Origin of the sequence: Aphanothece stagnina RSMan2012 (genome assembly GCF_046764815.1) — a bacterium.
Lineage (GTDB): Bacteria > Cyanobacteriota > Cyanobacteriia > PCC-6307 > Cyanobiaceae > NIES-981.
This window is the reverse complement of the sequence record NZ_JBKOUC010000007.1, coordinates 91,534-116,974: the sequence shown is the minus strand read 5'-3', so window position 1 is coordinate 116,974 and position 25,441 is coordinate 91,534. Positions and strand designations below refer to the sequence as shown.

At 67.9% G+C, this 25,441-nt stretch carries 31 protein-coding genes and 1 tRNA gene; 12 read left to right on the top strand and 20 right to left on the bottom strand.

Annotation, left to right across the window (positions count from 1 at the left end; all coding sequences use genetic code 11):
- Positions 1 to 81: 81 nt before the first annotated feature.
- From ACLNEE_RS06660 to gpmI, 6 genes are all read right to left on the bottom strand, one after another.
- On the bottom strand, positions 82 to 255 hold the full coding sequence (locus tag ACLNEE_RS06660; RefSeq protein ID WP_411424653.1) for a hypothetical protein: 174 nt from the start codon (positions 253 to 255) through the stop codon (positions 82 to 84).
- A complete protein-coding gene (locus tag ACLNEE_RS06655) occupies positions 255 to 431 on the bottom strand; it encodes a hypothetical protein (protein WP_411424654.1) in 177 nt (58 codons plus the stop codon). Before ACLNEE_RS06655 ends, ACLNEE_RS06660 begins: the two co-directional genes overlap by 1 nt.
- A 291-nt stretch (positions 432 to 722) precedes the next feature.
- Positions 723 to 1,115 carry a hypothetical protein gene (locus tag ACLNEE_RS06650; RefSeq protein WP_411424655.1) on the bottom strand — a complete coding sequence of 131 codons (393 nt, stop codon included), beginning with the start codon at positions 1,113 to 1,115 and terminating at the stop codon, positions 723 to 725.
- Positions 1,116 to 2,145: 1,030 nt separating this feature from the next.
- On the bottom strand, positions 2,146 to 2,634 hold the full coding sequence (gene msrB / locus ACLNEE_RS06645; protein ID WP_411424658.1) for a peptide-methionine (R)-S-oxide reductase MsrB: 489 nt from the start codon (positions 2,632 to 2,634) through the stop codon (positions 2,146 to 2,148).
- A 16-nt stretch (positions 2,635 to 2,650) separates the two neighbouring features.
- The gene (gene secG, locus ACLNEE_RS06640) at positions 2,651 to 2,881 is read right to left on the bottom strand and encodes a preprotein translocase subunit SecG (protein WP_411424659.1); all 231 of its coding nucleotides are present in this window, start codon (positions 2,879 to 2,881) and stop codon (positions 2,651 to 2,653) included.
- A 24-nt stretch (positions 2,882 to 2,905) separates the two neighbouring features.
- Positions 2,906 to 4,507: a 2,3-bisphosphoglycerate-independent phosphoglycerate mutase gene (gene gpmI / locus ACLNEE_RS06635; RefSeq protein WP_412006924.1), complete on the bottom strand. Its 1,602-nt coding sequence runs from the start codon at positions 4,505 to 4,507 to the stop codon at positions 2,906 to 2,908.
- A 245-nt stretch (positions 4,508 to 4,752) separates the two neighbouring features.
- Here gpmI and pyrR point away from each other — a divergent pair, with 245 nt between their 5' ends.
- Complete coding sequence (gene pyrR / locus ACLNEE_RS06630) at positions 4,753 to 5,316, top strand: bifunctional pyr operon transcriptional regulator/uracil phosphoribosyltransferase PyrR (RefSeq protein ID WP_411421739.1); 564 nt, start codon at positions 4,753 to 4,755, stop codon at positions 5,314 to 5,316.
- Positions 5,317 to 5,361: 45 nt separating this feature from the next.
- On the opposite strand, the gene ACLNEE_RS06625 is transcribed toward pyrR, so the two are convergent.
- From ACLNEE_RS06625 to ACLNEE_RS06615, 3 genes are all read right to left on the bottom strand, one after another.
- On the bottom strand, positions 5,362 to 5,580 hold the full coding sequence (locus ACLNEE_RS06625; protein ID WP_411421740.1) for a ferredoxin-thioredoxin reductase variable chain: 219 nt from the start codon (positions 5,578 to 5,580) through the stop codon (positions 5,362 to 5,364).
- A 69-nt stretch (positions 5,581 to 5,649) separates the two neighbouring features.
- A complete protein-coding gene (locus ACLNEE_RS06620) occupies positions 5,650 to 6,477 on the bottom strand; it encodes a hypothetical protein (RefSeq protein WP_411421639.1) in 828 nt (275 codons plus the stop codon).
- Between the two features lie 109 nt (positions 6,478 to 6,586).
- Complete coding sequence (locus ACLNEE_RS06615) at positions 6,587 to 8,185, bottom strand: Hsp70 family protein (protein ID WP_411421640.1); 1,599 nt, start codon at positions 8,183 to 8,185, stop codon at positions 6,587 to 6,589.
- Positions 8,186 to 8,248: 63 nt separating this feature from the next.
- On the opposite strand from ACLNEE_RS06615, the gene ACLNEE_RS06610 reads away from it, so the two are divergent.
- Positions 8,249 to 8,479: a DNA-directed RNA polymerase subunit omega gene (locus ACLNEE_RS06610; RefSeq protein WP_411421641.1), complete on the top strand. Its 231-nt coding sequence runs from the start codon at positions 8,249 to 8,251 to the stop codon at positions 8,477 to 8,479.
- Positions 8,480 to 8,500: 21 nt separating this feature from the next.
- Positions 8,501 to 8,902, top strand: a complete 402-nt coding sequence (locus ACLNEE_RS06605; RefSeq protein WP_411421642.1) for a DUF1818 family protein — start codon at positions 8,501 to 8,503, stop codon at positions 8,900 to 8,902.
- Here the strand turns inward: ACLNEE_RS06605 and ACLNEE_RS06600 are convergent.
- Entirely contained in the window at positions 8,881 to 9,756 is an 876-nt protein-coding gene (locus tag ACLNEE_RS06600; RefSeq protein ID WP_412006919.1) for an NAD(P)-dependent oxidoreductase, read from the bottom strand. The two genes, ACLNEE_RS06605 and ACLNEE_RS06600, sit on opposite strands and share 22 nt — an antisense overlap.
- 313 nt (positions 9,757 to 10,069) lie before the next feature.
- Here ACLNEE_RS06600 and ACLNEE_RS06595 point away from each other — a divergent pair, with 313 nt between their 5' ends.
- Positions 10,070 to 10,423 carry a DUF2811 domain-containing protein gene (locus ACLNEE_RS06595; RefSeq protein WP_412006918.1) on the top strand — a complete coding sequence of 118 codons (354 nt, stop codon included), beginning with the start codon at positions 10,070 to 10,072 and terminating at the stop codon, positions 10,421 to 10,423.
- On the opposite strand, the gene ACLNEE_RS06590 is transcribed toward ACLNEE_RS06595, so the two are convergent.
- The 6 genes from ACLNEE_RS06590 to ACLNEE_RS06565 form a co-directional block, all read right to left on the bottom strand.
- Positions 10,372 to 11,085 carry a hypothetical protein gene (locus ACLNEE_RS06590; protein WP_412006917.1) on the bottom strand — a complete coding sequence of 238 codons (714 nt, stop codon included), beginning with the start codon at positions 11,083 to 11,085 and terminating at the stop codon, positions 10,372 to 10,374. The two genes, ACLNEE_RS06595 and ACLNEE_RS06590, sit on opposite strands and share 52 nt — an antisense overlap.
- A 65-nt stretch (positions 11,086 to 11,150) precedes the next feature.
- On the bottom strand, positions 11,151 to 11,630 hold the full coding sequence (locus ACLNEE_RS06585; protein ID WP_412006916.1) for an EVE domain-containing protein: 480 nt from the start codon (positions 11,628 to 11,630) through the stop codon (positions 11,151 to 11,153).
- Between the two features lie 40 nt (positions 11,631 to 11,670).
- The gene (murD, locus tag ACLNEE_RS06580) at positions 11,671 to 13,080 is read right to left on the bottom strand and encodes a UDP-N-acetylmuramoyl-L-alanine--D-glutamate ligase (protein ID WP_411421645.1); all 1,410 of its coding nucleotides are present in this window, start codon (positions 13,078 to 13,080) and stop codon (positions 11,671 to 11,673) included.
- Positions 13,081 to 13,116: 36 nt separating this feature from the next.
- Positions 13,117 to 13,188 (bottom strand) — tRNA-Val (locus ACLNEE_RS06575).
- A gap of 180 nt (positions 13,189 to 13,368) precedes the next feature.
- The gene (locus ACLNEE_RS06570; protein WP_411421646.1) at positions 13,369 to 14,184 is read right to left on the bottom strand and encodes a photosystem II S4 domain protein; all 816 of its coding nucleotides are present in this window, start codon (positions 14,182 to 14,184) and stop codon (positions 13,369 to 13,371) included.
- Positions 14,184 to 14,687: a hypothetical protein gene (locus ACLNEE_RS06565; RefSeq protein ID WP_412006915.1), complete on the bottom strand. Its 504-nt coding sequence runs from the start codon at positions 14,685 to 14,687 to the stop codon at positions 14,184 to 14,186. Before ACLNEE_RS06565 ends, ACLNEE_RS06570 begins: the two co-directional genes overlap by 1 nt.
- Positions 14,688 to 14,773: 86 nt before the next feature.
- Between ACLNEE_RS06565 and serA the strand changes: the two genes are divergently transcribed.
- The 4 genes from serA to ACLNEE_RS06545 all read left to right on the top strand — a co-directional run bounded on the left by serA (position 14,774) and on the right by ACLNEE_RS06545 (position 18,339).
- The gene (serA, locus tag ACLNEE_RS06560; protein WP_411421648.1) at positions 14,774 to 16,360 is read left to right on the top strand and encodes a phosphoglycerate dehydrogenase; all 1,587 of its coding nucleotides are present in this window, start codon (positions 14,774 to 14,776) and stop codon (positions 16,358 to 16,360) included.
- Positions 16,361 to 16,385: 25 nt separating this feature from the next.
- Positions 16,386 to 17,315 carry a 50S ribosomal protein L11 methyltransferase gene (gene prmA, locus ACLNEE_RS06555; RefSeq protein WP_411421649.1) on the top strand — a complete coding sequence of 310 codons (930 nt, stop codon included), beginning with the start codon at positions 16,386 to 16,388 and terminating at the stop codon, positions 17,313 to 17,315.
- Between the two features lie 165 nt (positions 17,316 to 17,480).
- The gene (locus ACLNEE_RS06550; RefSeq protein ID WP_411421650.1) at positions 17,481 to 17,780 is read left to right on the top strand and encodes a ferredoxin; all 300 of its coding nucleotides are present in this window, start codon (positions 17,481 to 17,483) and stop codon (positions 17,778 to 17,780) included.
- A gap of 55 nt (positions 17,781 to 17,835) precedes the next feature.
- Positions 17,836 to 18,339, top strand: coding sequence for a hypothetical protein (locus tag ACLNEE_RS06545; RefSeq protein ID WP_411421651.1), 504 nt, complete (start codon positions 17,836 to 17,838; stop codon positions 18,337 to 18,339).
- 60 nt (positions 18,340 to 18,399) lie between these two features.
- On the opposite strand, the gene psbV is transcribed toward ACLNEE_RS06545, so the two are convergent.
- Both psbV and rnz read right to left on the bottom strand, forming a co-directional pair.
- The gene (gene psbV / locus ACLNEE_RS06540) at positions 18,400 to 18,933 is read right to left on the bottom strand and encodes a photosystem II cytochrome c-550 (protein ID WP_411421652.1); all 534 of its coding nucleotides are present in this window, start codon (positions 18,931 to 18,933) and stop codon (positions 18,400 to 18,402) included.
- Positions 18,934 to 19,031: 98 nt separating this feature from the next.
- Positions 19,032 to 20,006 (bottom strand): ribonuclease Z, encoded by a 975-nt coding sequence (gene rnz, locus ACLNEE_RS06535; protein WP_411421653.1) that lies wholly within the window; start codon positions 20,004 to 20,006, stop codon positions 19,032 to 19,034.
- A 91-nt stretch (positions 20,007 to 20,097) separates the two neighbouring features.
- Between rnz and ACLNEE_RS06530 the strand changes: the two genes are divergently transcribed.
- The 3 genes from ACLNEE_RS06530 to ACLNEE_RS06520 are packed head-to-tail and all read left to right on the top strand — an operon-like array spanning position 20,098 to position 22,907.
- On the top strand, positions 20,098 to 21,435 hold the full coding sequence (locus ACLNEE_RS06530) for a SpoIID/LytB domain-containing protein (protein ID WP_412006914.1): 1,338 nt from the start codon (positions 20,098 to 20,100) through the stop codon (positions 21,433 to 21,435).
- A complete protein-coding gene (locus tag ACLNEE_RS06525) occupies positions 21,432 to 22,193 on the top strand; it encodes a 6-phosphogluconolactonase (protein WP_411421655.1) in 762 nt (253 codons plus the stop codon). Before ACLNEE_RS06530 ends, ACLNEE_RS06525 begins: the two co-directional genes overlap by 4 nt.
- Positions 22,194 to 22,244: 51 nt before the next feature.
- Positions 22,245 to 22,907, top strand: coding sequence for a YqhA family protein (locus ACLNEE_RS06520; RefSeq protein ID WP_411421656.1), 663 nt, complete (start codon positions 22,245 to 22,247; stop codon positions 22,905 to 22,907).
- Between the two features lie 49 nt (positions 22,908 to 22,956).
- On the opposite strand, the gene ACLNEE_RS06515 is transcribed toward ACLNEE_RS06520, so the two are convergent.
- Complete coding sequence (locus ACLNEE_RS06515; RefSeq protein ID WP_411421657.1) at positions 22,957 to 23,730, bottom strand: YebC/PmpR family DNA-binding transcriptional regulator; 774 nt, start codon at positions 23,728 to 23,730, stop codon at positions 22,957 to 22,959.
- Between the two features lie 40 nt (positions 23,731 to 23,770).
- On the bottom strand, positions 23,771 to 24,658 hold the full coding sequence (gene truB, locus ACLNEE_RS06510) for a tRNA pseudouridine(55) synthase TruB (protein ID WP_412006913.1): 888 nt from the start codon (positions 24,656 to 24,658) through the stop codon (positions 23,771 to 23,773).
- Positions 24,659 to 24,700: 42 nt separating this feature from the next.
- Here truB and ACLNEE_RS06505 point away from each other — a divergent pair, with 42 nt between their 5' ends.
- On the top strand, positions 24,701 to 25,402 hold the full coding sequence (locus tag ACLNEE_RS06505) for a queuosine precursor transporter (RefSeq protein ID WP_411421659.1): 702 nt from the start codon (positions 24,701 to 24,703) through the stop codon (positions 25,400 to 25,402).
- Positions 25,403 to 25,441 lie beyond the last annotated feature (39 nt).

Below are 25,441 nucleotides of genomic sequence, written 5' to 3'. Positions count from 1 at the left end.
CCTGTGCTGGCGCCTTGGGTGCTGATGGCCGTGGTTGCGTGGAGGGTGTAGAAGGCATTGAAGCGGTCGTTGCTTGGGTCTTCACGATCTCTTTGACCAGATCTTCTCCAGGGTCTTGCGGAACTCAGCACTCTTCATCGGTGTTGCGAGATCTCTCCTCCTGAAGAAGACGCTGCCGATCCACCAGACCTGCAGACCTGCAAAGGCAAGGCCGACCAGACCCAATTGGATGTATCCCCAGTTCAGATGCTCCATCACGTCTTCTGTTGATCTTTCTGCCAGATCCGTTCCAGCGACTGCCTGAAGCGTTCGGTGCTGGTTGTGGTGTTTCCCAGGTGCTTGCGGAACAGGGCCGTGAGGCGCCAGAACTTGACCCCAGCGGCGAGCGCAAAGATCGCCCAGGGCACCAGCATCCAGAGGGGATGGTTCATCGGGACATTCTGACTGGCATCTGCCCTCGTCGTGTTTGCTGGCGCCGGAAATGCTGGAGAATTTCTCCGGTGTGGCGGATGAGTGCGAAGAGCACGTTGGGTTCTTTGAGGTGGCGAGCGCCTGAACACTTCATTGCACCAATGCATTCTCGCTTCATCGCTATGTCCCGGAACCAGTGATGGATTGATATGTCTCGCGCTGTCATCAGCAAGGTGATGTCCGGCCATTGCCCGGGAGTCAATTCATCTGGATCGCAAACTCATGCCACGGAGACTCCTCCTGTTGTCTGATTAGGGGCCGAAGACTCTGATTGGTTCTGGAAATTCCAGCATGAAGTCTATCAAATAAATCTGTGCTCCTTGTCTGTCTCTGGCGCCGACGCCAACTGTCCAAATGTCGTTGCCTGCATCACAGTTCACGTGAAGTGAGTACGGGGACTCCTTGAAGGCAAAGAAGTCGCCCGTATTGTTTTCACTGTTCACAATAGCCTCTTGCTTTTCCGTGAATTCCTTTTTGTCTGCTGCTGCCTTCGCTGCTCTCATGCATTCGTCCAGGGACATCTTGAGTGCTCCACCCGCTGTCACTACATGTGGTGCAACATCTTGCGCGTGCAGTGGTGCTGCCGTCCCGAGTGCGGCAACCACCATCAATGCCCTGATTGCTTGAGTCCAGGCAGTCTTCATTGATCCAGGCGTCCTGGGGCAATCGTTGCTTAACTCTATCTTTTATCCTTGAACCCGCTTTGCCCAGGTGCCGATCGGACACGGATTCCCGCTCAGATCGAATGTCGCATGTTGCTCAGGTGCGTTCCGGTGCCTTCTGCATCGCCTGGAGTGCTGGTGCTGGCGGAATGCCCATGGGTTGCCCTTGACCACCATGCCGCAGCGCTCCCAGGTCGTTGTGGGTGCCTCTTAAGACAAGCACACGCCAGGTGCTCGCCCTGCTCCGGCGATTGTGCCTCGAGCTGCTTCCCATGCTGAGGTCCGGGACAATCTGGAGTGGGACGTCTTGGAACCCTCCTGCCCAGGGTGCCCCCCCCGCAGGGGGCGCAGAAAAGTTGGCTGGATGCGTATCCGTAGGAGAGGCGATCAGGGGGAATCCCCTGACGGAGCCGTGGGTTCAGGCAGGGCCGGATCCGGAGGTGGTGGGAGCTCCTGCTGGCCGGGGGGCAGTGTCCGTTGGATGGACGGGGCGGGAAACTGCTGGGCCTGCGGCTTGGCCTCGGTGGCTGATGGGACAACTTCCTCGGGTTTCGAGAGGTTCTGAAGTTGTTCTTTGAGAGAGCGGATTTCTTCGATCTGCTGCGACTCGCGCTGTTTTTGACCATCTACAGCCCGGTAGACGGCTACCACCGTGAGCCCAATCGTTCCGATTGCCGCAACTGTTGAGATTGTGGACTGAAATCTGCCCATTCAGGGAGTCCCGGATCCGTTGAGTCCAGCCAGTTTACCTGTCGTTCTCTGGGGCAGACTATTGCCGTACCTCTGCGTTCTGCCGCGCTGTTCAGCCTCCCATCAGCGGCCAGCAGCCTGACGAGAACGGGGCTCCAGGGAAACCGATTCCGCGGAGGCTGTTGTTCAGCTGCCTGGTTGTTGCCCTATCGGCCCCAGTGCTGTTGCGCCTTCTCCCCTGGATGGAGTGGATGGAGCGAATCGCGTGGGTAGGGGCCCTGCTGCCTCAGAGCCCATGGGACCAGGCGCGGCCGGCTGCTGCTCAGGATGGCTTGAAGTTCAGCGCGATGCCGTTGTTGCAATAGCGCTTGCCGGTGGGTTTGGGCCCGTCGTTGAACACGTGTCCCTGATGACCGCCGCAGCGTCTGCAGTGATATTCCGTGCGAGGTACAACCAATTTGAAGTCAACCTTGGTGCTGACCGCCTTGGGCAGGGGTTGCCAGAAGCTGGGCCAGCCGGTGCCGCTCTCGAATTTGCTGGAGGAGCTGAACAGGGGCAGCTGGCATCCGGCGCACACGAAGGTGCCCTGCCGTTTCTCCTTGTTCAGGGGGCTCGAGAACGGGCGCTCGGTGCCTTCCCTGCGCAGGACGGCATAGGCGGCCGGACTGAGACGCTTCTTCCACTCCGCTTCAGTCAGCTTCCATTGAGGGTCGCTCGCTTCGGAGGCAGCCTCCGCGCGACGGCTGGATCCGAAGATCCCGGCCAGAGCCATGCCCAGGCCAGCCAGCAGGTTGCGACGGTTCAGCGCCATGGTGTTGATTCCCGGGTCAGGACAGCCAGCCGGCACTCAGGATCACGGCCAGACCCAGGAAAATCGCCAGAAGGGTCCAGGTGATGCGGTTGAGGGTCTGCTCGGCACTGCGGGCACTGGTGAACATGGATCCCCCACTGGCGGCAAGGCCGCCCATCCCGTCCCCCTTGGGACTGTGGAGCAGGACGCTGAGGATCAGCAGAACACCGCTGCCGACCCACACCCATCCCAGAACCGTGCTGATCATGCGTGACCCATCGTTCGATGCAGGTTAGACACCCAGGGTCTGCGGGATACGGCTTTCGGCGGCGCCGACACTGCTGGGAGCCACCAGCGAGGTGCCGGTCATGGTGTCTGGCTTGGGCAGACCAAGGATTTCCAGCAGGGTGGGAGCGATGTCGGCGAGGCCTCCGTGGGGCCGCAACCTGACGTCATTGCCATGGCCGGCGAGTTTTCGCTTTTCCCCTTCGACCAGGATCACCGGTACCGGATTGGTGGTGTGAGCGGTCCAGGGCCGACCGTCGGGCCCCACCATCACTTCGGCATTGCCGTGATCGGCGGTGATCAGGAGGGTGCCACCCATGCGGTTGGTGGCCTCCATCAGACGGCCGACGCACTGGTCCACCGTGTGGATGGCCGATGTTGTGGCCTCCATCTTGCCGGTATGTCCAACCATGTCCGGGTTGGCATAGTTGATGACCACCAGGGAGTAGATGCCTTTGTTGATGGCGGCAATGCAACTGTCGGTGAGCTGCTCGGCTGACATGGCCGGTGCCTGATCGTAGGTGGCTACCCGTGGTGAAGGCACCAGATGACGATCCTCGCCGGGGAAGGCCTGCTCGATTCCCCCATTCATGAAGTAGGTGACATGGGGGTATTTCTCGGTTTCTGCGGTGCGGAACTGGCGAAGCCCTGACGATGAGACCACCTGACCCAAGAGGCCATCGAGGGATTCGGGGGGGAAGGCCACGCTCACCGGCAGATCCTTCTCGTACTGGGTGAAGGTGACGACGTCGAGGGCAGGGATGGGGTCGCTGCGCTCGAAGTCGGTGAACTCGGCAGACACCAGGGATCGGATCAATTGGCGCACCCGGTCGGGGCGGAAGTTGAAGCAGATCACCCCATCGCCATCCTTGAGCTGTCCCTCGGCCAGGCGGACGGGCTCCAGGAATTCATCACCGATGTCCTCGGCGTAGGAGGCCGCGATCGCTTCCGTGGGGGAGAGCCCGGCGATGGGGGCCGGTTCGGTGAGCAGGCGGTAGGCCTTTTCGGTGCGTTCCCAGCGGTTGTCACGGTCCATGGACCAGTAGCGGCCGCAGATGGTGGCGATCCTGCCGGTGCCGGCCGCTTCGATCTGGGCCTCGATCGTGGCCACGAACCCGGGTGCGCTGTTCGGAGCGGTGTCGCGTCCGTCGGTGATCACATGAACGCAGACATCCCGAAGGCCACGGCCGGCGGCCCACTGGAGCAAGCCGCCGAGATGGTTCACATGGCTGTGGACCCCCCCGTCGGAGCAGAGGCCGATCAGGTGAAGCGTCCCTCCGCTGGCCTTGAGCCTGTCGGCGAGTGCGTTGATTGCGGGGTTGCGGGCCAGGGAGCCGTCCCGGACAGCCTGGGAAATTCTCACCAGTTCCTGACGAATGATCCGCCCGGAGCCGATCGTGAGGTGTCCGACCTCGGAATTTCCCATCTGATCGTCCGGGAGGCCGACGGCGGCTCCGCTGGCCTCGATCAGGGTGTGGGGGTAGGCATGCCAGAGGGCATCCATCACCGGTGTCTCCGCCACCCGGATGGCGTTGTGGTCTTCATCGTGGCGGTAGCCCCAGCCGTCCAGGATGGCAAGAACGACCGGAGCTACAGGTGTTCTGGCGATGGAAGGGGGTTCTCGAAGGGCGGTGGAGGTGCCGCGGCTTCCGGAAATGGTGGTTGGCTGCTGGGAGGGAACTGCTTTCACCCGACTCACCTCACGACGCGGAAAGGCGCCTTCCAAAGCCAACTTACAGCGCGGATGTGGAGAGGTTCCGCCAGCTCGAGCAAGCGTCAGGCTTTGGTCACACGGGAAGGGCGGCTCCCCAGTCCTGAAGCTTGCTTAACATCGTCCTAACCAGCTTCTGCGTGATGTCCCGGCTGGAAATCCTCTCCAGTGCTGACCTGGGGCGCACCCTGGACCGCCTAGCCACCCAGGTGCTGGAGATCGAGGCCGACAGCCGCTCGCTCCTGCTGCTCGGCATCCCCACCCGCGGGGTCGCCCTGGCCGAAGTGCTGGCCTCGAGGCTTGAGCCCCTGTGCGGCCATCCGGTGGACCAGGGTGCCCTGGATCCCACCTTTCACCGGGACGATCTCGAGCGGGTCGGGACCCGATTGGTCCAGCCCACGGCGATGCCGGTGGGGCTGGAGGGCCGCCATGTGGTGCTGGTGGATGACGTGATCTTCACGGGGCGCACCGTGCGTGCGGCCCTGGAGGCCTTGCAGGCCTGGGGCCGTCCCCGTCGGGTCAGCCTGCTGGTGATGGTGGACCGTGGGCACCGGGAACTGCCGATCCAGCCCGATTTCTGTGGGCGCATGGTGCCGACCCGCCGCCAGGAAGCGATTCAGCTCTGCCTCAGGGGGATCGATCGGGAGGAAGGGGTGTTCCTGATCCGGCCGGATGGGGATGGCCGAGGGCCGGCATCGGATGGCTGAAGGCCGCTCCAGCCGGGGGCGAAGGCCGCTCCGGATGGTCGACCCTCAGGCCGGTTCCAGTTCATCGGCCCGGAAGTGGGCGCGGAACTTGCCGAAAGCCACCACCACCGGGAGGGTCGGACTGATCACCCGCCCTTTCCAGGAATCGAGAACGGTCACGACCTCACCCTGCTGGCCCTGCAGATCGAAGGCCTCTCCTCGGTGCTGGGGATGGTGGTACACGACCACGCTCTGGCAGACCTTCACCTGATCTCCTGGCTGCATCGCCATGGGCCGCATCGCTCGGCCAATCTTGTCATGGGCCTCCCACAGCTCCCCGCGGGAGCTGCCCCCTCACCGCTGGCAGCCGGTTTCGGGTCCGGCCTCCACCACCTTGCCGCCCAGGGCGCGGCAGGCGGACTGGAAGGCCGACCATTCATCCATTCCCTGGGCGATCCGCTGCTGCACCTCCCGGTCCAGCTGCTCGACCGACACGGTGTGGGGCAGCTCACCGTGGCCATCCCGTTCCCGTTCCCGCCCCTTGAGGGAGCTGATGCCCTGTTGCACCTCGGCCCTGACGGACTCACTCTGCTGTTTCCACCAGGGATGGTCGATGCGGTTGAGGGCTTCGAGGGCCTCCCACCAGCGCTTCTCCTGGCTGAGCCGACGGGCCCGTTCGTACTGGAGCCTGTTGCGGTTCCAGATCTCCTCCAGCCGCTCGCCGAGGGCCTTGCGGTCGGCCCGCCGATGCTCTCCCATGGGCTCCAGCAGCGCCAGGGAGCCCGGCAGGTCCCCCTCCTGAAAGCGCGCCAGGGCCCGTTCCTTCAGTGACTCCTGCCAGCTGTCCAGCTGCCGCCGGTCGGCCGGTTGGCCGGCCGGCGAATTGACGAGCTGCAACTGCAGCCGCAGGGCTTCGGCCCAGCGTGCCTGCTGCCACAGCTGTTCGGACTTGCGGCGGCGGCATTCCCCCTGTTCCCCGGGGGCCCCACCTCCCAGCCAGCGCAGGGCCTGCAGCTGTTCGCTGTAGCGCAGGCAGGCATCGAGATCGCCACGCTCCGCCGCCTGCTCCAGGCGGGTCGGCAACTGCCGCTCCCACCAGTAGGCCGTGCCGAGGCCGGCGGCCACCAGGCCCAGGGTGACGCCCAGCCAGAAACGAGGCAGCCGATGGCGGCGAAGGGCCAAGAAGGCAGTCTCCCAATGCCTCCAGTCTGAAGCAAGCGCTGGAGCTTTCGCGGCGTTGCGGGGGCACCCCGGTCGGCGTCCACTCCTGGTCGGCTCGGGCCGGGCGCGCTCAGCGCACGCTCCCGAGCCGGATCGGACCGCTGGGGAGACCGGTCAGCAGGTCGGTCACGTCCATCACGAGCTGGCTGTCGGCTTCGATGCGGAAGGCCAGGCGCAGGCGGTCAACCCCTCGCTCCCCCGGGGGACTCAGGGGCAGGCGGCGTGGCTGGCGTTCCCAGGCCCGCACGGGTGCCGAGCCCGCAGGGCGAGGTCGCAACACCGGCAGGCCGGCCTCGAACACAACTTCACGGCGTTGATCCTCCAGAGGCTCTCCGAACAGCAGCTCCATGTCCGGCTGATCATCCTGGCTGCAGGCCAGCACCAGCTCCAGGGGCCGGTCGGTCGGCCAGCTCTGGCCGGCGACGAAGAGGGGGTGCCACTGGTGGCGGCCACTGCGCTGCTCCCAGCAGCGCAGGCTGACCCCGTGGCTGAGCACGTCCCGGATCTGCACACCCGGGGTCAGGGCGAGGGCTCCGAGCGCCACCGCCTCGACCGGCCGCTCGCCCCGGATCGCCACGCCGCCGCACCGGGTGGCCAGCCATTCGCGCACCAGCCCCAGGCGGCTGCTCCCGCCGACCGGCAGGACAGCCGTGATCTCCGCCAGGCCAATGCCGGCCCGACGGCCGGCGGCCAGGACCTGTTCGAGCAGATGGTCGAGTTCGGCGATCAGGCCCTGCGCCATCAGCAGGGCATCGAGCTCGGAGCGCGTCAGCCGCAGTTCCAGGGCGGTTTCGCCCGGGGGCGCGCACAGCACCAGGGCCTCCTCCCGGCTGCTGAGGGCGATCTTCAGGCGCTCGGCGGCCTCGAGCAGGGCGGCCCCTTGGGCCTCCTCCACAGCGGGATCGGGGCAGAGGGAGCGGGCGATCCAGCGATCGATGTCGCGGCCGCCGAGGGCGAGGCCGGCCTTGCCGATCACGCTGGCGCAGCGCAGGGCCTGACGGCTCTCCGCCAGGTCGCGTCCGGCGAAGCGCAGCAGCTGGGCGATCGGGGCCGCCCGTCCTTCCCCCCCCTCCAGCCGCACCAGCGAGAGGTCGATCGTTCCCCCGCCCAGATCCACGACCAGCACGGTGCTGCCGGGCGGAAGCCCGGCACCGATGGCGGCGGCGGTGGGTTCATCCACCAGGGCCACCTCGGGCACGGCCATGCCGGCGCAGGTCCGCAGCAACCACTGGCGGTAGCCGCGGTAGCCCTCGATCGGCGCCGTGAGCACCAGCCGCTCCGGCTGAAGGCCCTCGGGCAGGGCTTGCCACACCTGCTGCAGCAGCAGTCCGGCGGCGGCCTCCGGCGACAAAGGCAGGGTGACTGTGGTGGACTCGCCACCCGGACCGTCCGTGCGGGGGGCTTCAAGGCCGCCGTTCGCCCCGATCCGGCGTTTGAAATCCTGGTGGAGCTCTGGCCCGCCGTGGTGGAGCAGACCGGCATCAATCACCTGCCGGCCGATCAGGGGCCGGGGACTGGTGGCCCCCGCCAGCCAGACCAGGGACGGCACCACCGAGGGGTCCTCGAGGCTGAAGGGGGGCAGGGCCAGCAGCTGGGCCTCGCCGCCCGGCGGCTGGTAGGCCACCACCGTGGTGGTGCTGCCGAGGTCGATGGCCAGGGTGCCTGCCATGGCGCCCTTCTAACCGGTGAGCCTCCCACTCTGACCTAGGCTGCCGAGACTGGCGCAGAATTGATGCAACGGGGTCTCGAGGTGAATGCCAAGGAACTGGCCCAGCGGGCGGAGAGCCTGATCCGTCACTCCAGCAACCGCTACCTCACCACCGTTCGGATTGCCTTCCGTGCCAAGCAGCGCCGATTCGATGATTTCGATGGCCTGCTGGATGATTCGATGATCAAACCCGTCCAGCGGGCCATCGTCGAGCTGAGTGACGAGCAGGACCAGCCCGCCCTGCTGCCCGGCTGACGCCGGGGAGCAGCCACTGGCATGGAGGTCCAGGAGGGGCCCGGCTGGCGTCTGGTCGTCGATCCCCAGCGTCAGCCGTTTCCCGTGCTGATCGGGGGTGAGGCCTGGGCCGCCGAGTGGACGGCCTCGGAGGCCATCACCCTGCGTCGCGGCCTGCTCCAGTTGCTCGACCAGCTCAAGCAGCTGGCGGACCAGCTCATGCCCGAGGAGTCCATCACCCTGGAGGCGGAGTTGCCCTGCCCGCCCGGGGATCTGTGGATGGAACTGGAGGGCCGGCCTTCCGCCTGGCAACTCCGTTTCGTGCTCACGCCCGGTCCCACCCGGAGGGCGCTGGAGGGCGCCTGGGGCCTGGACGCCAGCTGGGCGATGGTGGCCGCCCTGGAACAGTGCCCCCTGCTCGATCAGCTGGCTGCGGGGGCCTGAGGGCTCTCGGTGAGGCGATGCAGGCTGCTGTAGTCCATCGCGTCCAGAGGCGTGCCCCTGGCGCGTTCCAGCAGGTTGGCCAGCCCCTCCAGGGCGCTCCCATCCAGTCCGTAGGCGGCGGCAGCCTCCTGAAACAGGCGCAGGTCCTTGCGCAGGTGGGCGGTGGGGAAATTCGGGTTGGCGTAGTCGTGGGCCAGGAGCTTGGCGAGTTTCTTGTCGAAGGTGGGCGCATACAGCGCGCTCTGCCGCAGCAGGCCCATGAAGCGCTCCCCATCCACCCCGGCGGCCTGCACCAGATGCAGCGACAGGCTGAATGCGTGGGTCAGGCTGGCGATCAGCTGATTCAGCGCCAGCTTGGTCTCGAGGCCCGCACCCAGCGGTCCCATCAGCTGGGGCTCCTCGCCCAGCAGCGACAGCAGCGGCAGGGCCTGCTGGAAGAGCTCGTCGCCTCCCCCCGCCATGATCTGGAGCCTGCCGGCCAGGGCTTCCGCTCGGCTGCCCAGCACGGGCGCCTCGAGGTAGGCGCCGCCGCGCTGCTGGATGGCGTCGGCCAGCTCCCGGCTCTCGCCAGGTCCGATCGTCCCCATCTGCACCACCCTGCAGCCGGCCAGCGCCGCCCCGACCTGATCCAGCAGCACCGAGCGCGTCGCCGCCCCATCGCTGAGCACCGTGATCACCCAGTCGCTCTGGCTGACGGCCTGCCCAGGCGTGGCGGCGGCACGAGCGCCCAGGGCCAGCAGGGGCTGCACTCTGTCGGGATCACGGTTCCAGACCTGCAGCGGCTGCTGCTGGCTCAGCAGCCGCTGGCCGATGGCGGTACCGAGCAGGCCTGTGCCGAGCAGGGCGATGGGCATGGCAGCGGGGCATCGGCTTCCAGCTTGGGATGGCGTTCCCACGTAAGACAATCGGCCGTCATCGGACGGAATCAGACCTGCTGATCATTGGGGGGATCGGGCCGATACCCCAGCGGGGAGGGCCCTTTTCCGCATGTTTTCCCCGTCCGTTCTGCCGGTGCCGCTGGGACCTCCTGGCGGCTGGGGAGAACGCTGGAAGTGGCTTCGGCTGTGGCCGGGGCCACTTGACAGTGCCGGGCGGGGGCTCTGCCGTCAGCCCTGCGGCGAGGGGGTGGCGCCGACGGCTTGTGGAGGTCTGGAGTCTCATCCTGCGATGGGATGGGCAGGCCGCTTCTGGAGCGATTTGACCCCGCGACGCCGATGTGGAGTACTGGTGCGCGGTACGGGGGTGACCATGAGCACGGCGGAGTACGGGTCCAGCGACGACGAATCTGTGGTGAGCCTGCAGGCCCGGGTGCCCGAGCCTCTCGCCCTGGCGATGCGCCGGTTCATCGAGCGGCATCCCAACTGGGACCAGTACCGCCTGATTCAGGCCGCCCTCGCCGGCTTTCTGGTCCAGAACGGGATCCAGAACCGGGACCTCACCCGGCATTATCTGGCCAATCTCTTCCCGGCTCAGGTGAGCTTCCGGGTGTCGGGCCCCTCCTCCACGAACAGCTGCCGATAGGAGGCGACCTGGATGCAGGTGGCCACGGGCAGGGCCACGCTCAGGCCCACGAGCAGTACCAGAAACCCCGCCAGCACCACCAGGGCGAGCACCAGGGTCAGCCCCAGCGCCTGCAGCCAGTGGGGGTCGATCGCCCGACGGCCTTCCCGAAAGGCCCTCAGGGGGTTCACCTCTGCCAGCACGGCGATGGGCAGGCACAGCACCTGGTCCGTGGCCAGATAGACCCCCACCGCCAGGCCGGCCAGCAGGGGCAGGCCCGCCAGGGCAGGTTGCAGCAGGGCCATGAGCCAAGCGCTGGCCTGTCCCAGCCGGGCGATCACCGCCAGCACCAGCAGGACCAGGCCCAGGGTCCCGGCCCCCCGCAGCATCGCCCGGGCATCGGGTCGCAGCATCCGTGAGAGCTTCGGGCGGCCATGGGCCAGAGCCGTGTCAGCCCCATGCAGCAGCCCCACGGCCAGCCAGAGGTTGCTGATTCCCCAGCCCATCCAGCCCACCAGCAGCAGCAGGTCCACGGTTCCATCGGGCTGGCCGAAGGGGGTGATCCGATGGCTGCTGAGATGGCCGATGGCCAGCTGGCAGATCAGGTTGATCCCACCGGCGACGCCACTGAAGGCCACGAACGGTATCGGCGCGCTGCTGAAGGCCGCCCATCCCTCTTCCACGGCCTGCCGGATCGAGATGGCCGGAGGCGATGGCCGTGGGGATCGGAGAGGCGATGGGCTCTCCATCAGGTTTCCAGCATCCTCAGCAGACGGGTGGCGGTGGCCTCGGAAACCGGAAGGATGGACAGCCGATTGCCCCGGCGGACGACCCCGAGTTCCTCCTCCGAGAAGGAGTCCTTCAGCGCCTCGAGACTCAGCAGCTGCGCGAAGGTGCGGCTGTAGCGCAAACGGGCGCAGTCCCAGCGGGGCTGGTCTGGGTTCGACTTGGCATCAAAGTATTTCGACTGAGGATCAAACTGACTGGGATCGATCAATCGGGTCTCGATGACCTCCATCAGACCCACGATTCCCGGAGGCTTGCTATTCGAGTGGTAGAAAAATGCCAGGTCACCAGGTTCCATGCTGCGCATGAAATTACGGGCCTGGTAGTTGCGAATGCCATCCCACAGGGTCGTCCCCTCGGCCCTGAGGTCGTCGATCCCGTAGACCTCGGGCTCGCTCTTCATCAACCAGTAGGCCATGGCTCTCCCACCGAGCAAGGCCATGCTAAGGGCCTTGCTCGGTGGTGCCTTGAGTCGCAGGGATTCAGTCGCGCAGTGCCAGAACCAGCCCCCGGAAGTGGTCGCCACGGGCCTCAAAGTCTGCGTATTGATCAAAACTGGCGCAGGCCGGCGAGAGCAGCACGGCTTTGCACTCCAGCTGTCTGGCAAGAAAGTGGGCCAGCGGTACGGCCTCGTCCAGGTCGTCGCAGCAGCTGATCGTGCCGCTGTAGTTCCCCTGCTCCAGCAGGGTCCGGAAGGCCGCGCTGGCCTGGCCGAAGAGCACCACGCCCCTGGCTTTCCGCTCCAGGGCCTGAATCCAGCCGCTGGCATCGCCGATCTTGGCCTGGCCTCCGGCGAGCACCACCAGGGGGCCTGCCAGGGCCCGCAGGGCCACCTCGGCGGCGTCGTAGTTGGTGGCCTTGCTGTCGTTGTAGTAGAGGAGGCCGCCCAGTTCACGGATGCGCTCCAGGCGGTGAGGAACGCCAGGGAACCGGCGGAACGCCTGCTCCATCTGGGGGCCATTCAGGCCGACTTCCAGGCCGACGGCGGCAGCCAGGAGCATGTTCTGGCGGTTGTGGTCGCCGGGCATGGCCAGGCAGTCGGCGGCCATGAGGTCGTGGTGCTCCCCGCCCTTGTCCTGCCAGACCCGGTTCGCCTGAATCCAGAGGCGGGGCCGAATGGCCTCGGGCATCGCCTCCCGCGGGCCGGCGGTGATCCAGCTCGCCCGGTCCCAGCTGGCTGCATGGGCACGCAGGTCGGGATCGTCGGCGTTCAGGAGCCGAACCTCGCTCCGCTCCAGCAGGCTGCGTTTGATGGCGCGGTAGGCCGTCAGGGTGCCATGCCGCTCGAGATGGTCCGGGGTCAGCGTCGTCCAGATGCCGATCCGGGGAGCCACCGCGGGCGCGGCCTCGATCTGGTAGCTGCTCAGCTCCACCACCATCCAGGGCGGCAGGCCGGCCGCGGAATCCTGCCGCTCCAGAACCAGTTCTGCGGCCGACCGGCCGACGTTCCCGGCCATCGGCGCATCGATGCCGCACTCCTGCAGGAGATGGCTCACCAGATGGGTGACCGTGGTCTTGCCGTTCGTGCCGGTGATTCCGATCCAGGGTACGGGGCGGCTGGCTTCCCAGGCCGGAACCAGCTCTCCACCCAGGGCAATGCCCTGCTTCCGCAGGGCTTCGAGGGTGGGGTGGTCCCAGCGGACCCCGGGACTGACGATGACCCTGCCGATGGGGCTGCCGAGCTGTTCCAGGCTCGCGAGCTCCAGCGGCATGCCGAGGCGGACATCGATGCCCTGGTTCACCAGCTCGGCGGCGCTCCGCTCGAGACTGGTGGTTCGTGAGGATTCGACCACGCAGACCTGCTTCCCCTGGCTCTGCAACAGTCGGGCTGCCCCTCGCCCCGACCGTCCCAGGCCGATGACCACGGTGAGATCCTGGGCCGTGGCTGACATGGGGCGTGGAGACTTCCTGTCGGAAGGAATGAAAAGTGGGCGATACTGGAATCGAACCAGTGACTCCTACCGTGTCAAGGTAGTGCTCTACCTCTGAGCTAATCGCCCGTGGCTCACCTAAAGCCGGGTGGTCATCCCGATGGCTTCGCTGATCACGAAGCCACCGATCCCCTGGGCTTGACGAACCCTGGAGCCCAAGCAACTTAGCAGCCGGCTCCCCAGGCCTCGCAGCAGGCTGACCCCTGCCGTTCAGCGGCCCATTGCAGCAGCCCATTGCCGCAGACCCGCTCAGCTGCGCATCAGCCCCAGCCGCCAGCGCTCCCGCTTGGTGGGGCTGACCGTCTCCAGCAGCAGTTCCCCCCGACCGGCCAGATGGATGCGGTCGCCGCAGGCCAGTTCCCGACTGGCGCCGGTGACGGGAACCCAGTTCACCCTGACCTCTCCGGCGCGGATCAGTTCCGCCATGCGGCTGCGCGAGAGTCCGAAGCCGGCTGAGGCGACGGCATCCAGTCGCAGAGAGGCCTCGACGGTGTGGAACCGGCGCGGCTGGCGGCGCACGGGCAGCTGAAGCTGCTCCAGGGGCACGGTCTCGACGGTCACCTCCACGCCCCGCACCAGGCTCTGCGCCACCGGGCTCTGCGCCTCCGAGAGCGGCGCCTCCGAGAGCGGCGCCGCGGCAGCAGCGTCGACGATGGCCTGGGCTCCCCGGTCCCCCCGCACCCACACGTCGCCGATGGCGGCCTCGGGCAGGCCCGAGGCCGCCAGGGCGGCTCGGAAGTCATCCGGCTGGCAGGGATCGAACAGGAAGTTGCCGCGGATGTCCAGACCGGTCAGGGTGATCGGGAGCTGGGCAGGGTCCAGCCCTGCATCGCGGCGGCGGAGCAGCAGCCGGCAGCGCTCGGCGCCCGGATAACCCCCTTCGGCATGGAGCTCGAGCTCCGCCAGCTGGCCGAGGCGCTGTTCGGCCTCCTCCCGAACGGCCCCCTCCAGGAAACCGGTCCACTGAGGCTCCCAGGTGCGCAGCGCCTGCTCGGCGGCGGCGATCACGGGCTCCAGGGCCGAGGGGTTGCGGCTGCCCTCCAGCAGCTCACGGCGGGGCAGCATCAGCGATCCGCCAGGCGGACGACGGCCTGGGGCCGGGCCTGCTGCAACGTGACCCAGGGCATCTCGACTCCGTTCGCCGTCTCGGCCAGCAGCAGCCAGCTGCCCTCTTCCAGACGGTTCCGCAGCCCGCGGATGCGGTCGTCCTCGTCAGAGCTGACGCTGGCGGCCGCCGCGAAGCTGCCCATCCAGCCGGAGCCCATGCCCAGCAGTGCGCCGATCAGGTGCTGGCTCCAGGCACCGGCGAAGGCAAAGGTGTCCAGATCGGTGATGTAGGTGAAGGTGAGGCCGGCGAGGAAACCGAAGGGGATCAGCCAGCGGGCCATGCTGTGCTGGCGGTTGCGCCGGGCGGCGGCCGGATTGAGCCGTTCGACGGCGGTCAGGGGGGTCTCCTGCTCGCCGATCGCCACCAGCTCCAGCATCGGCGGTTGCAGCTCGGAGAGCTTCTGCCGCAGCTGCTGCAGCCGCCTGCGGTCGTTGAGCACCACCACCACGCTCGTTCCCACGCTGCCTGCCCTTCAGAATCGTGCTGTCCCCGATTCTCGCTGCTCACTACACTGCACCTCCGGCTTCCCCTCCCCACCCGCCGGGCATGACAAAGGTTCTCGTTTCTGATCCCATCGACCAGGCGGGGATCGACATCCTGTCCCAGGTGGCCCAGGTCGATCTGCGCACCGGCCTGCCCCCCGAGCAGCTCAGGGAGATCATCGGCGACTACGACGCCCTGATGATCCGTTCGGGCACCACGGTCACCGCCGACATCATCGAGGCTGCCGACAAACTCCGCATCATCGGGCGCGCCGGTGTGGGAGTCGACAACGTCGATGTCCCGGCCGCCACCAAGCGCGGGGTGCTGGTGGTGAATTCGCCGGAGGGCAACACCATCGCCGCGGCCGAGCATGCCCTGGCCCTGATGCTCTCGCTCTCGCGGCACGTGCCCCATGCCCACGCCAGCACCATGGCGGGGGGCTGGGACCGCAAGACCTATGTGGGCAATGAGCTTTACAAGAAGAAGCTCGGCGTGGTGGGTCTCGGCAAGATCGGCTCCCACGTGGCCCGGGTGGCCACCGCCATGGGCATGGAGTTGCTGGCCTACGACCCCTTCGTCTCACCCGAGCGGGCCCAGCAGATGCAGGTCAAGCTGCTGCCCCTGGCGGAGCTGTTCGCCGAGGCCGATTACATCACCCTCCATCTGCCGCGCACGCCCGACACCGAGAACCTGGTGAACGCGGCGTTGCTGCGCACCATGAAGCCCACGGCGCGGCTGGTGAACTGCGCCCGCGGCGGCATCGTCGATGAGGCGGCCCTGGCCGAGGCGGTTGAGCAGGGGGTGATCGCCGGCGCCGCCCTGGATGTCTATGCCAAGGAGCCCCTGGCGGCCGATTCGCCCCTGCGGACGGTGCGTGAGCGGCTGGTGCTCACCCCCCACCTGGGGGCCAGCACCACGGAGGCCCAGGAAAACGTGGCCATTGACGTGGCGGAGCAGATCCGCGATGTGCTGCTCGGGCTGCCGGCCCGCAGCGCCGTCAACATCCCCGGTCTGAACGCCGAGGTGATGGAGCAGCTGAAGCCCCATCTGCAGCTCGCCGAAACCCTGGGCCAGCTGGTCAGCCAGCTGGCCGGCGGGGCGATCAGCGAGCTCGAGGTGCGTCTCCAGGGGGAGTTCGCCTCCCATCCCACCCAGCCCCTGGTGGTGGCCGCCCTCAAGGGCATGCTCTCCACCGCCCTCGGCGATTCGATCAACTACGTGAACGCCAGCCTGGAGGCCAAGGACCGCGGCATCCATGTGCTGGAGGTCAAGGACGCCGCCTCCCGTGACTACGCCGGCGGTTCGCTCCAGCTCAGTTCCCGCAGCAGCAAGGGCAACCACAGCGTCACCGGTGCCGTCTTCGCGGACGGGGAGCTGCGGGTCACCAGCATCGACGAATTCCCGGTGAACGTGACGCCCAGCCGTCACATGCTGTTCACCCGTCACCGCGACATGCCCGGGATCATCGGCCAGATCGGTTCGGTGCTTGGCGAGCACAACGTGAACATCGCCTCGATGCAGGTGGGCCGTCGCATCGTGCGCGGCGATGCCGTGATGGTGCTCAGCCTGGACGACCCCATTCCCCCCAGCCTGCTGGCCTGCGTCCACGCCATCAACGGGATTCAGGAAGCCCATCCCGTCACCCTCTGAAGCCAGCCCCCGCTCTGCCGATCCCATGCCCCTCTCCTGGTGGCGCCTTGAGCAGGAGGCTCTCCCCGAGCTCGAGGAGTCTCTCCTCTGGAAACTCCAGCAGCTCGGCATCCCCCGGGTGGCGATCCGCTACCGGCCCGAGCAGCCCTCCCAGCGCCAGCTGGTGGCGTGGCTGCCCGAAGCCGACTGGCCGGAGCCGGAGCGGCGCCGGCTGGTGGAGGCCCTGGCCTCCCTGGCCGAACCGTTTGGCCTGGAGCCGGCTCCCGTCCGCTGGGAGCGTCAGGACGACGAGGACTGGAGCCTCAGCTGGAAGGAGCACTGGGAGCCTGACCCGGTGGGCCGGCGGCTGCTGATCCTGCCGGCCTGGCTGGAGCTGCCCCCGGAGCATGCCGATCGGCTGGTGATCCGCATGGACCCTGGCAGTGCCTTCGGCACGGGCAGCCACCCCACCACCCGCCTCTGCCTGGAGGCGATCGAAGAGCTGGCCCTCGAGCGCGGCGACGGCGGCCCTGCTCCTGCCGGGCTGGCGGGGTGGCAGGTGGCCGATCTGGGCTGCGGCAGCGGCATCCTCGGGATCGCCGCCCTGCTCCATGGGGCGGCCCGGGTGGCGGCCGTCGATGTCGATCCGCTGGCGGTGCGCGCCACCCGCGAGAACGCGGCCGTGAGTGGCTTCCAGGATCGCCTCGCTGCCCGGCAGGGCTCGGTGGAGGAGCTGGTCCCTCTGCTGACCGCCGGCCCTGCCGACCTGCTGCTGTGCAACATCCTGGCGCCGGTGATCGAGGCCCTCTGCCCGGCCTTCAGCACCGTTCTGGCCCCCGGTGGGGTGGGGTTGCTGAGCGGTCTGCTGGTTCACCAGGCACCGCGGTTGGAGGGGGTTCTGGCCGGGGAGGGATGGCATGCGGAGCTGGCCGCCCAGCAGAGCCAGTGGGGGCTGTTGCGGATCTGGAAGGCCTGACGAAGCCCGCCGAAGTTGCATAAGGCACGCTGATCTGTGCTGTGCCTTTGATTGGCCTTCCAGCCTCCTCCCCCCAAAATCGGCAGGAATGGCCCGTGGCGGATGTATGAAGGGCGGGTCCTACAGGCCCGGCTGCCCGGGTGCCTGTGAGCCCCAATCCCTTCCATGGCTTCCTACAAGGTCACCCTCATCAACGAGAGCGAAGGCCTCAACAAGACCATCGAGGTTCCTGACGATCAGTACATCCTCGACGCCGCTGAAGAGCAGGGCATCGACCTCCCCTATTCCTGCCGCGCCGGTGCCTGCAGCACCTGCGCCGGCAAGCTGACCGCCGGAACCGTTGATCAGTCCGACCAGAGCTTCCTCGACGACGACCAGATCGAAGCAGGTTTCGTCCTCACCTGCGTCGCTTACCCCACCAGTGACTGCACGATCAAGACCCACGCCGAAGAGGAGCTCTACTGAGCGCCCCGGCTTCAACGCCTGATGGCCCTCTGCCACCCTGCGGGGTGGCTTTTTCATGTCCACTCTGACGCCCTTCGCCGCCGTGCCTTCTGCCCCTGGCAGCGCCAACCCCGTCGGCCGGGAGCCATCGCAGCAGCCGGGGCCCGATCAGCTGCTCCTGCCTGCCGGCAGCGAGCACACCAGCCTGGGGGGGCAGTACAGCTACCGGGTGCTCGGGGCCTGCTGCCGCCTGTTTGATCGGGAGGAGCTTCCCTGGCCCTGCTGCCGGCTTGCCTGGCGCAGCAAGGAGCCGAGCTGGCGACGGGTCGGGCGGCGCCTCGTGGCCGACCTGGCCGCCCGCCGCTGTCCCTCCTACGCGGTGGAACTGCTCCAGCCTGGGGCCCGGCCGACCCGCACCGTGATCACCCTCTTTCCGGTGCGCCTCAGTCCGGCCCTGCAGGAATGGTGGTACAGCAAGCAGCCGGCGTCCCTGGACCCCTCCAATGATCGGCCACCCCCACCGACCGCGCCGTCATCACCACCGTCACCGCCAGCCGCGGGCCCGGAGACCCCAGGCTGAGCATGAAAAAGCCGGTGTCCGTGGACACCGGCTGGGATCAGCTGAGCAGGGCCGCAGGGGTCAGAAGTAGATCTTGCCGCCGCCCCACTGGATGCCCTGCACTTTGGGGGCCACCAGGATGTAGCCGGCCATCAGACGCAGATCCTCGTCGTCGAGATCCCGCATCTTCACGAAGATGTCGCTGCTGCGCATGCTGGGGTGCAGGTCGGCGATGCTGTACTCCCCGTCGTAGCTGGTCGGATCCTTGATGTAGTCCACCAGGGCCTCGAGGTTGTCACGGGACGGGGTGGCCAGCGCCAGGGTCTCCGGATCCAGGCCCACGTTCTGGTTGGTCTTGGTGATGCCGCCGGCGTGGCATTCGCCGCAGCTGGTGTTGAACAGCTTGCGGCCACTCTTGATCTCCTGCTCGGTGAAGGTCACCGTGCTGCCATCGGGGCCGGCCGGAACGGTGAGCTGGTCGGTGCTCCACTGGGCGGCTGTGGCCTGGCCACTGAAGCCGAGGCAGAGCAGCAGGGCCAGGGGCAGGGCCAGCAGGGTACGGGCGGTGGCCCGAAGCGCTCTGCGGAGGGCAGAAGTGAAAAGGGTGGAGGCCATTGGGAGAAGCCGGCGGTATGGCGGGGAAGACCGCATCGGAGACCTTGTATCACGGGGGAAGGGGGCTCCGGAGCGGAATCGGGCGAACTGTTGCAGGGCTATGGAGTGGGCACGGTGGCGGCCTCGGGTTCCTCCGGCACCACGGTGATGCTCAGGAAATCCCGGGCCAGCAGGGTGTTGGCGAAGATGGCGCGGGCCTCCGCCAGCAGATCGTCCGGACCGATCGGGTTGCCGGGCACGTAGCGCGGACTGAGGTGGGTGAGGGCCAGTTGCCTGACCCCCGCCTCCAGGGCGGTCTGGGCGGCCATGGTGCTGGTGGAGTGCTGGCGCTGGTAGGCCAGGTCGGCCTCGGCGTGGGAGAAGGTGCTCTCGTGGATGAGCAGGTCGGCTCCCTCGGCCAGCCGGACGGCGGCCTCGCAGAAGACCGTGTCGGTGCAATACACCACACTGGCCCCGGGGCGGCTGGGGCCGCACAGGCTGGCCCCGCGGATGATCCGTCCGTCCTCGAGGGTGACGGTGCGGCCCTGTTTGAGGTCGGCGTAGATCGGCCCGGGGGGGATGCCCAGGGCCCGGGCCCGCTCCACATCGAATCGCCCGGCCCGGGGCTTCTGGTCCACCCGGTAGGCGTAGGCCGGCACCCGGTGGGTGAGGGGGGCGCAGCGCACCGACAGATCGGCATCGTCCAGCAGGACCGTGCCGCCCTCGGCGGCACGGTGGACCCGGTGGTGGCGCACGGGGTAGCCGATCCGGGTCGAACTGGTGTGCAGCACCCCCTCGATGTAGTCCCGGAGGCGGTCGGGGCCGTAGAGATCGATGCCCTTGCAGGTGCCGGCCAGCCCAAGGCTGGCGAGCAGGCCGGGCAGACCGAAGACGTGGTCGCCGTGCATGTGGGTCACGAAGATGCGCCGCAGCTGGCTCACCCGCAGTTCGCTGCGAAGGAACTGGTGCTGGGTTCCCTCGCCGCAGTCGAACAGCCAGAGCTCGCTGCGCTGCGGCAGCCGCAGGGCCACGCCGGAGACATTGCGGCTGCGGGTGGGCACCCCGGAACTGGTGCCGAGAAACGTGACCTGCACGACCCCTGTGCCTCCGGCGCATGCTGCCACGTCGGCGCTGGCACCAACCCAGGACCGCCGTCACAATGAACCGCCCTGCGCCGGGTCCACCGTGCCGTTCCCGTTCCGCATCCCGCCCCTGCTGTCCGTGGGGGTGTCCCTCTCGGCACTGGCGGCCGTTCTGCCCTCCCCGGTCGTCCAGGCCCAGCAGGGGGAAGCGGACGTCCGGGTGCTGCTGGCGGAGGGGCCTGTGCTCAGCCTGGCCGCGGTGGAGCGCACCCTGGTGCTCAGGCCCGAGGGGCCATCGGCGGCAGGGATCGAACTGTCCCCCGGCTCCCCGCTGGAGCTGCGGCTGGTTCAGGGCCGCCTCCAGGCCAGGGGCCGGGAGGGAACCACGGCTCTGCCGGCTGCCGCTTCAATCTGGCTCGATCTCAAGCCTGCCCAGACAGCTGCCGACGGCGGCGTCTTCCGGCTTCAGGAGCGGCGCTACCGGGGACGCCTCCAGCTCCGCTTGATCGACGGCCGGATCCAGGCCATCAACCACATCGGGGTGGAGCATTACCTGCCCAGCGTGGTGGCCAGCGAGATGCCGGCCCGCTGGCCCCAGGCCGCCCTGCGGGCCCAGGCCGTCGCCGCGCGGACCTATGCCCTGCGGCAGCGCAAGCCTGCCGCGGCCTTTGACCTCACGGCGACGGTGTCGAGCCAGGTGTACAAGGGTGTCGAGGCCGAAACCGACTCGACACGCCAGGCCGTGGCCAGCACCCGTGGACAGGTGCTGATGTATGGCGACCAACTTGCCAACACGGTGTTCCACAGCAGCAGCGGTGGGCGCACCGAGAACAGCGGCGATCTCTGGAGCCAGCAGCTGCCCTATCTGGTGAGCGTTCCGGACTATGACCAGAACAGCCCTGTGCACCAGTGGGAACAGCCCCTGGCTCCCGACCTGCTGCGCAAGGCCTTCGGAGAGATCGGTGGCGTTCAGCGCATCGACATCGTCGCCTCCACAGCCACCGGGCGGGTGCGCCAGGCCCGGGTGATCGGCCCCGCGGGAACCCTGGTGGTGACAGGGCCCCAGCTGCGCAGCCGGCTCGGCCTCCGCAGCACCCAGGTGCGCTTCGAGGTGCTGGAGCCCAGGCCAGCGGCGGGCCTGCCGCCGCTCACGCCCCCGCCGGTGGTGCCGGAACCCCTGGTGGACTCGGCGACCGGCATGCCGATGGCGTCGGGTCAGCGAGGGGGAACGGCCCCCGGGGCTTCAGGACGCTGGACGCCCAGGACCGGATCCCGCCCCACCGCCCAGCCCTTGATCGTGGCGATCGGCCGGGGCTACGGCCATGGGGTCGGCATGAGCCAGTGGGGGGCCCTGGCCCTGGCGGAGCGGGGCGAGGACCACGAGCGGATCCTCAGCCACTACTTTCGAGGCACCCAGCTGCGCCGCTACCCCACCCCTTGAGCCCGACTCCTCAGCTGGAGCTGATCCAGCTGGACGACCCCGCCGCCGCCGCCCAACTGGCCGCCAAGCGTCTGCTCGAGGCCCGCAGCGAAGGCCCCCAGCTGCCGCTCGGTCTGGCCACGGGCCGCACCATGGAGCCGGTCTACGCGGCCCTGGTGAGTCTGATCCACGCCCAGCCCGAGGCGGACCGCCGGGCCGTGCTGCGGAACTGGCTCAGCTTCAACCTTGATGACTATGTGGGGTTGTCTCCGGCTGATCCACGCTCCTTCGCGGCCTTCATGGCCAGCCGGCTGGTCCAGCCCCTCGGGTTGGTGTCCGAGCGGGTGCGGCTTCCGGATGCCCTGGCGCCGGACCCTGCGGCCGAAGCCCGGCGCTATGCCGCCGAGCTGGCCCGGAACGGGGGGATCGGACTGCAGTTGCTCGGCCTGGGACTCAATGGCCATGTCGGATTCAACGAGCCGCCCTGTGCCGCCGACGCTCCCTGCCGCTGCGTCGAGCTCAGTGCCATGACCCGGCGGCAGAACGCAGCGGCCTTCGGCGGGGATCCGCTTGCCGTGCCCCACCGGGCGATCAGCCTGGGGATGGCCGAGATCCTGGCGGCCCGCCGCATCCTTCTGGTGGTCACCGGTGTGGCGAAGGCCCCGGTGCTGCGTCGCCTGCTCACCGAGTCGCCCTCGGCGGCTCTGCCCGGCAGCTGGCTCAGGCAGCACCCCTGCGTCACGGTGCTGGCCGATCGGGCGGCGCTCACTGGCGCCTGAGGGCATGGTCGCCCGCCCGGCCCCGGGGCCGCCGACCCCAGCCCCACGCTCATGACCGGGACGCCTCACAGCGCACAACATCAGCCTGGACGCCATGCCTGTGGAGGGTGGCAGCGATCGCGCTCAGGCGGGGCTTCAGGTCGGTGTCATGATCCAATCAGCAGAAACTTGGATGGCCCTGTGGTCCGATCGTCGCGCTTCATCGGTTGGCTTGAGTCCAGGTTTGAAAAGATATTCTGGCGCTTCAGGCTCATTGGCATTCTGCCTGTCCTGATGACGGCCTTGAGCAGCCTGGCCACCTTCATCCTGGGAACGAGGGAAACCTTTTATGCCCTTGAGGTGATGCTGCAGAGCTCCGGTACGGAGCAGAAAGTGCTTGCGCGCGTTCTGGGTGGCTTTATCGGTGGTGTTGATCTGTACTTGATTGGCATAGCCTTGCTGATCTTCAGCTATGGAACATATGAGTTGCTGATCTCGGCGATTGATCCTGCAAGGAATGAGGAATCCAAGGGGTTCAAGGGTGTGCTTGAGGTGGCCAGCCTTGATGACCTCAAGAAAAAGCTTGTCAAGGTGCTCGTGATTGCCCTGGTGGTATTTGCGTTCAAGGCAATGCTGGCCTTGCCGCTCTCTGATGGCATGAGTTTGCTCTATTACTGCATTTCATTGTTGTTGCTATCTCTGAGTTCCTTCCTGGTCGGCAGGCTGGGCAGCTGAGCCTTGCTGGGCATGCCGGCTTCTGCCCAAGGGGTATGCAGTTCGCCTTTCAGGCCACCACCGCTTCGATCAGCTCCTCATCGGCTTCCAGATTGGAGGTCACGCTGCGGACGTCATCGAGCTCCTCCAGGGCATCCAGCATCTTCAGGCTGCTGCGGAGTTGCTCGGCATCGCTGAGGTTGCAGAGGGTCTGAGGAATCCAGCGGTGTTCCCAGGTCTCCACGACCAGGCCCCGGGCCCGCAGTCCATCCTGGAGGGCCTCGAGCTGGGCGAAGGGGGCGAACACCTCGGCGCCGTCGCCGCTGAACGCGTAGCCGAGCAGCTGGACCCCGGTCTCATTTTCAAGGCTCAGCAGCGCCTCGAGCAGGCTGTCCTCGCTGAGGTCAGGTTGGGTGATCCGGGCCACGCTGCGCTGCTCGAACAGATAGCCCACGCAGCCCGTTTCGCCCAGATTGCCGCCGTGCTTGCTGAAGGCCAGACGAACGTCGGCGGCGGTGCGGTTGCGGTTGTCCGTGAACGCCTCGATCAGCACGGCCACCCCCCCCGGCCCGTAGCCCTCGTAGCGAACCGCTTCGAACTGGTCGCCCTCTCCCCCCAGCTGGCCTGAGCCCTTCAGGATCGCCCGCTCGATGTTGCCGTTCGGCACCCCGGCAGCCTTGGCCTTCTCGATGGCCGTGCGCAGCTGGAAGTTGCCGGCGGGGTCGGGGCCGCCTCGGGCGGCCACCGTGATCTCCCGACCCAGACGGGTGAACACGGCCCCGCGCTTGGCGTCGACGACGGCCTTGGTGCGCTTGATCTGGGCCCATTTGCTGTGGCCGGCCATCGGAACGAACAGGGGGACGGAGTGCAGGAGCGGCTGGCGGTCAGCCGGCCGCGTCGAAGACCAACCGGGGTTGCAGTCGGCCGTCGGTTGTGGCCAGTGCCAGCCCTGCCAGGTTGCCATCCGGCTCCAGCACGGCCACGGCCTGCTCCGCAGGGTGGAGCGCCTCGGCCTCGAGGGCCCGTCCGCAGCGCCAGCCCGCCCATTCGCTGGGCTGCAGCCGCCGCCGCGGCAGATGCCCCAGCGCGACGAGGGGGTCGAGCAGGGGCGGGAGGGGCGGCGAGGCGAGGGCTTCGAGTGCAACCGCCTGCTCCAGGCGGAAGCCCAGCGCCTCGGTGCGCCGCAGGGTGGCCAGGCTGCCGCCGCAGTGCAGGGCCTCCCCCAGATCCCGTGCCAGGGAGCGGATGTAGGTGCCGGCGGAGCAGCGCACCGCCAGGCTGAGCAGGCCGGTGGCCTGATCCCAGTGGCGCAGCTCCAGCTGCGTGATGGTCACAGGCCGGGCCGCCAGGCTGAGCTGCTCGCCGCGGCGGGCGCGGACGTAGGCCCGCTCTCCGTTGAGGTGCACCGCCGAGATCTGGGGGGGCACCTGCAGGATCGCTCCGCGGAACAGGGCCAGGGCTGCCTCCAGATCTGCGGGCTCCAGGGGGGGCACGGGTCGCCGCTCCAGCACCTCCCCCTCCAGATCGTCGCTGCCGGTGCGCACCCCCAGCTGCACGGTGCCCTCGTAGGCCTTGTCCCCCACCAGGTAGGGAAGCAGCCGGGTGGCCGGCCCGAGTGCGATGGGCAGCACCCCGGTGACCGCGGGATCCAGGGTGCCGCCATGGCCCACCCGCCGCAGGCCATAGGCCCGCCGGATCCGGGCCACGCAGCCATGGGAGGTGAGTCCGGCGGGCTTGTCGAGCACCAGAAATCCGCAGCACTGGTCAGCCATGGGCACCTCCATCAGCCTGGAAGGGTCCCATGCCCCGCTCCGATGACCCTGCAGCAGCGCCGTGACCTGGCGTTCCTCGTGCTGGCGGGGATCTTCCTCGGGAGCATGGGCATGCTGAACATCCTGGGGCTGACGCGCTTCCTGCAGCTCGGTTCGATCGGTTCCTGGCCGATCGTGGTCGCCGTGGGGGCCCTGCCCTACCCGGTGACCTTTCTCTGCACCGATCTGATCAGCGAGATCTGGGGCGAGCAGAAGGCGGGCCAGCTGGTCTGGGTGGGATTGGCCCTCAACGGCTGGATCGTGCTGATCCTCTGGCTCGGAGGGATCCTGCCGGGTCTGGCCGGGGCACCGGAGGCCACCTTCTTCGAGGTGCAGCGCCTGGCCTTCGGCGCCGTGGGGGCCTCGATGGTGGCCTACCTGGCGGCCCAGTTCACCGATGTGCGCCTGTTCCATTTCTGGAAGCGCCTCAGCAGCGGCCGTGCCCTCTGGCTGCGCAACAACGGTTCCACCCTGGTGAGCCAGCTGGTGGACACCACGGCCGTGGTGCTGATCAGCCACTACGCCAACCATGTGCTGCCGATCCGGGACGGGGAGGCCGTGCTGCCCCAGCTGGTCAGCTACATCGCCAGCGGCTACCTGTTCAAGGCCATGGCGGCGCTGGCCGACACGCTGCCCTTCTACGCGCTCACGGGTTGGCTCCGGGGCTGGTTGGAGGTGCCTGGTGACGGGGCGGAACTGGGTTGAACGGCGGGAGCCGGGGCCGGATGGGCACGTAGGTTGGCG

Coding starts and splice junctions, on each gene's coding strand:
- ACLNEE_RS06650 (WP_411424655.1), bottom strand. CDS start 1,115: ATGAAGACTGCCTGGACTCAAGCAATCAGGGCATTGATGGTGGTTGCC.
- ACLNEE_RS06655 (WP_411424654.1), bottom strand. CDS start 431: ATGAACCATCCCCTCTGGATGCTGGTGCCCTGGGCGATCTTTGCGCTC.
- ACLNEE_RS06625 (WP_411421740.1), bottom strand. CDS start 5,580: ATGCAGCCAGGAGATCAGGTGAAGGTCTGCCAGAGCGTGGTCGTGTAC.
- ACLNEE_RS06545 (WP_411421651.1), top strand. CDS start 17,836: ATGTCCACTCTGACGCCCTTCGCCGCCGTGCCTTCTGCCCCTGGCAGC.
- ACLNEE_RS06615 (WP_411421640.1), bottom strand. CDS start 8,185: ATGGCAGGCACCCTGGCCATCGACCTCGGCAGCACCACCACGGTGGTG.
- ACLNEE_RS06595 (WP_412006918.1), top strand. CDS start 10,070: ATGGGATGGGCAGGCCGCTTCTGGAGCGATTTGACCCCGCGACGCCGA.
- ACLNEE_RS06600 (WP_412006919.1), bottom strand. CDS start 9,756: ATGCCCATCGCCCTGCTCGGCACAGGCCTGCTCGGTACCGCCATCGGC.
- pyrR (WP_411421739.1), top strand. CDS start 4,753: ATGTCCCGGCTGGAAATCCTCTCCAGTGCTGACCTGGGGCGCACCCTG.
- prmA (WP_411421649.1), top strand. CDS start 16,386: ATGCCCCTCTCCTGGTGGCGCCTTGAGCAGGAGGCTCTCCCCGAGCTC.
- ACLNEE_RS06605 (WP_411421642.1), top strand. CDS start 8,501: ATGGAGGTCCAGGAGGGGCCCGGCTGGCGTCTGGTCGTCGATCCCCAG.
- truB (WP_412006913.1), bottom strand. CDS start 24,658: ATGGCTGACCAGTGCTGCGGATTTCTGGTGCTCGACAAGCCCGCCGGA.
- ACLNEE_RS06505 (WP_411421659.1), top strand. CDS start 24,701: ATGACCCTGCAGCAGCGCCGTGACCTGGCGTTCCTCGTGCTGGCGGGG.
- murD (WP_411421645.1), bottom strand. CDS start 13,080: ATGTCAGCCACGGCCCAGGATCTCACCGTGGTCATCGGCCTGGGACGG.
- ACLNEE_RS06585 (WP_412006916.1), bottom strand. CDS start 11,630: ATGGCCTTGCTCGGTGGGAGAGCCATGGCCTACTGGTTGATGAAGAGC.
- ACLNEE_RS06515 (WP_411421657.1), bottom strand. CDS start 23,730: ATGGCCGGCCACAGCAAATGGGCCCAGATCAAGCGCACCAAGGCCGTC.
- ACLNEE_RS06550 (WP_411421650.1), top strand. CDS start 17,481: ATGGCTTCCTACAAGGTCACCCTCATCAACGAGAGCGAAGGCCTCAAC.
- serA (WP_411421648.1), top strand. CDS start 14,774: ATGACAAAGGTTCTCGTTTCTGATCCCATCGACCAGGCGGGGATCGAC.
- ACLNEE_RS06570 (WP_411421646.1), bottom strand. CDS start 14,184: ATGCTGCCCCGCCGTGAGCTGCTGGAGGGCAGCCGCAACCCCTCGGCC.
- psbV (WP_411421652.1), bottom strand. CDS start 18,933: ATGGCCTCCACCCTTTTCACTTCTGCCCTCCGCAGAGCGCTTCGGGCC.
- secG (WP_411424659.1), bottom strand. CDS start 2,881: ATGATCAGCACGGTTCTGGGATGGGTGTGGGTCGGCAGCGGTGTTCTG.
- msrB (WP_411424658.1), bottom strand. CDS start 2,634: ATGGCGCTGAACCGTCGCAACCTGCTGGCTGGCCTGGGCATGGCTCTG.
- ACLNEE_RS06660 (WP_411424653.1), bottom strand. CDS start 255: ATGGAGCATCTGAACTGGGGATACATCCAATTGGGTCTGGTCGGCCTT.
- ACLNEE_RS06610 (WP_411421641.1), top strand. CDS start 8,249: ATGCAACGGGGTCTCGAGGTGAATGCCAAGGAACTGGCCCAGCGGGCG.
- ACLNEE_RS06520 (WP_411421656.1), top strand. CDS start 22,245: ATGACCGGGACGCCTCACAGCGCACAACATCAGCCTGGACGCCATGCC.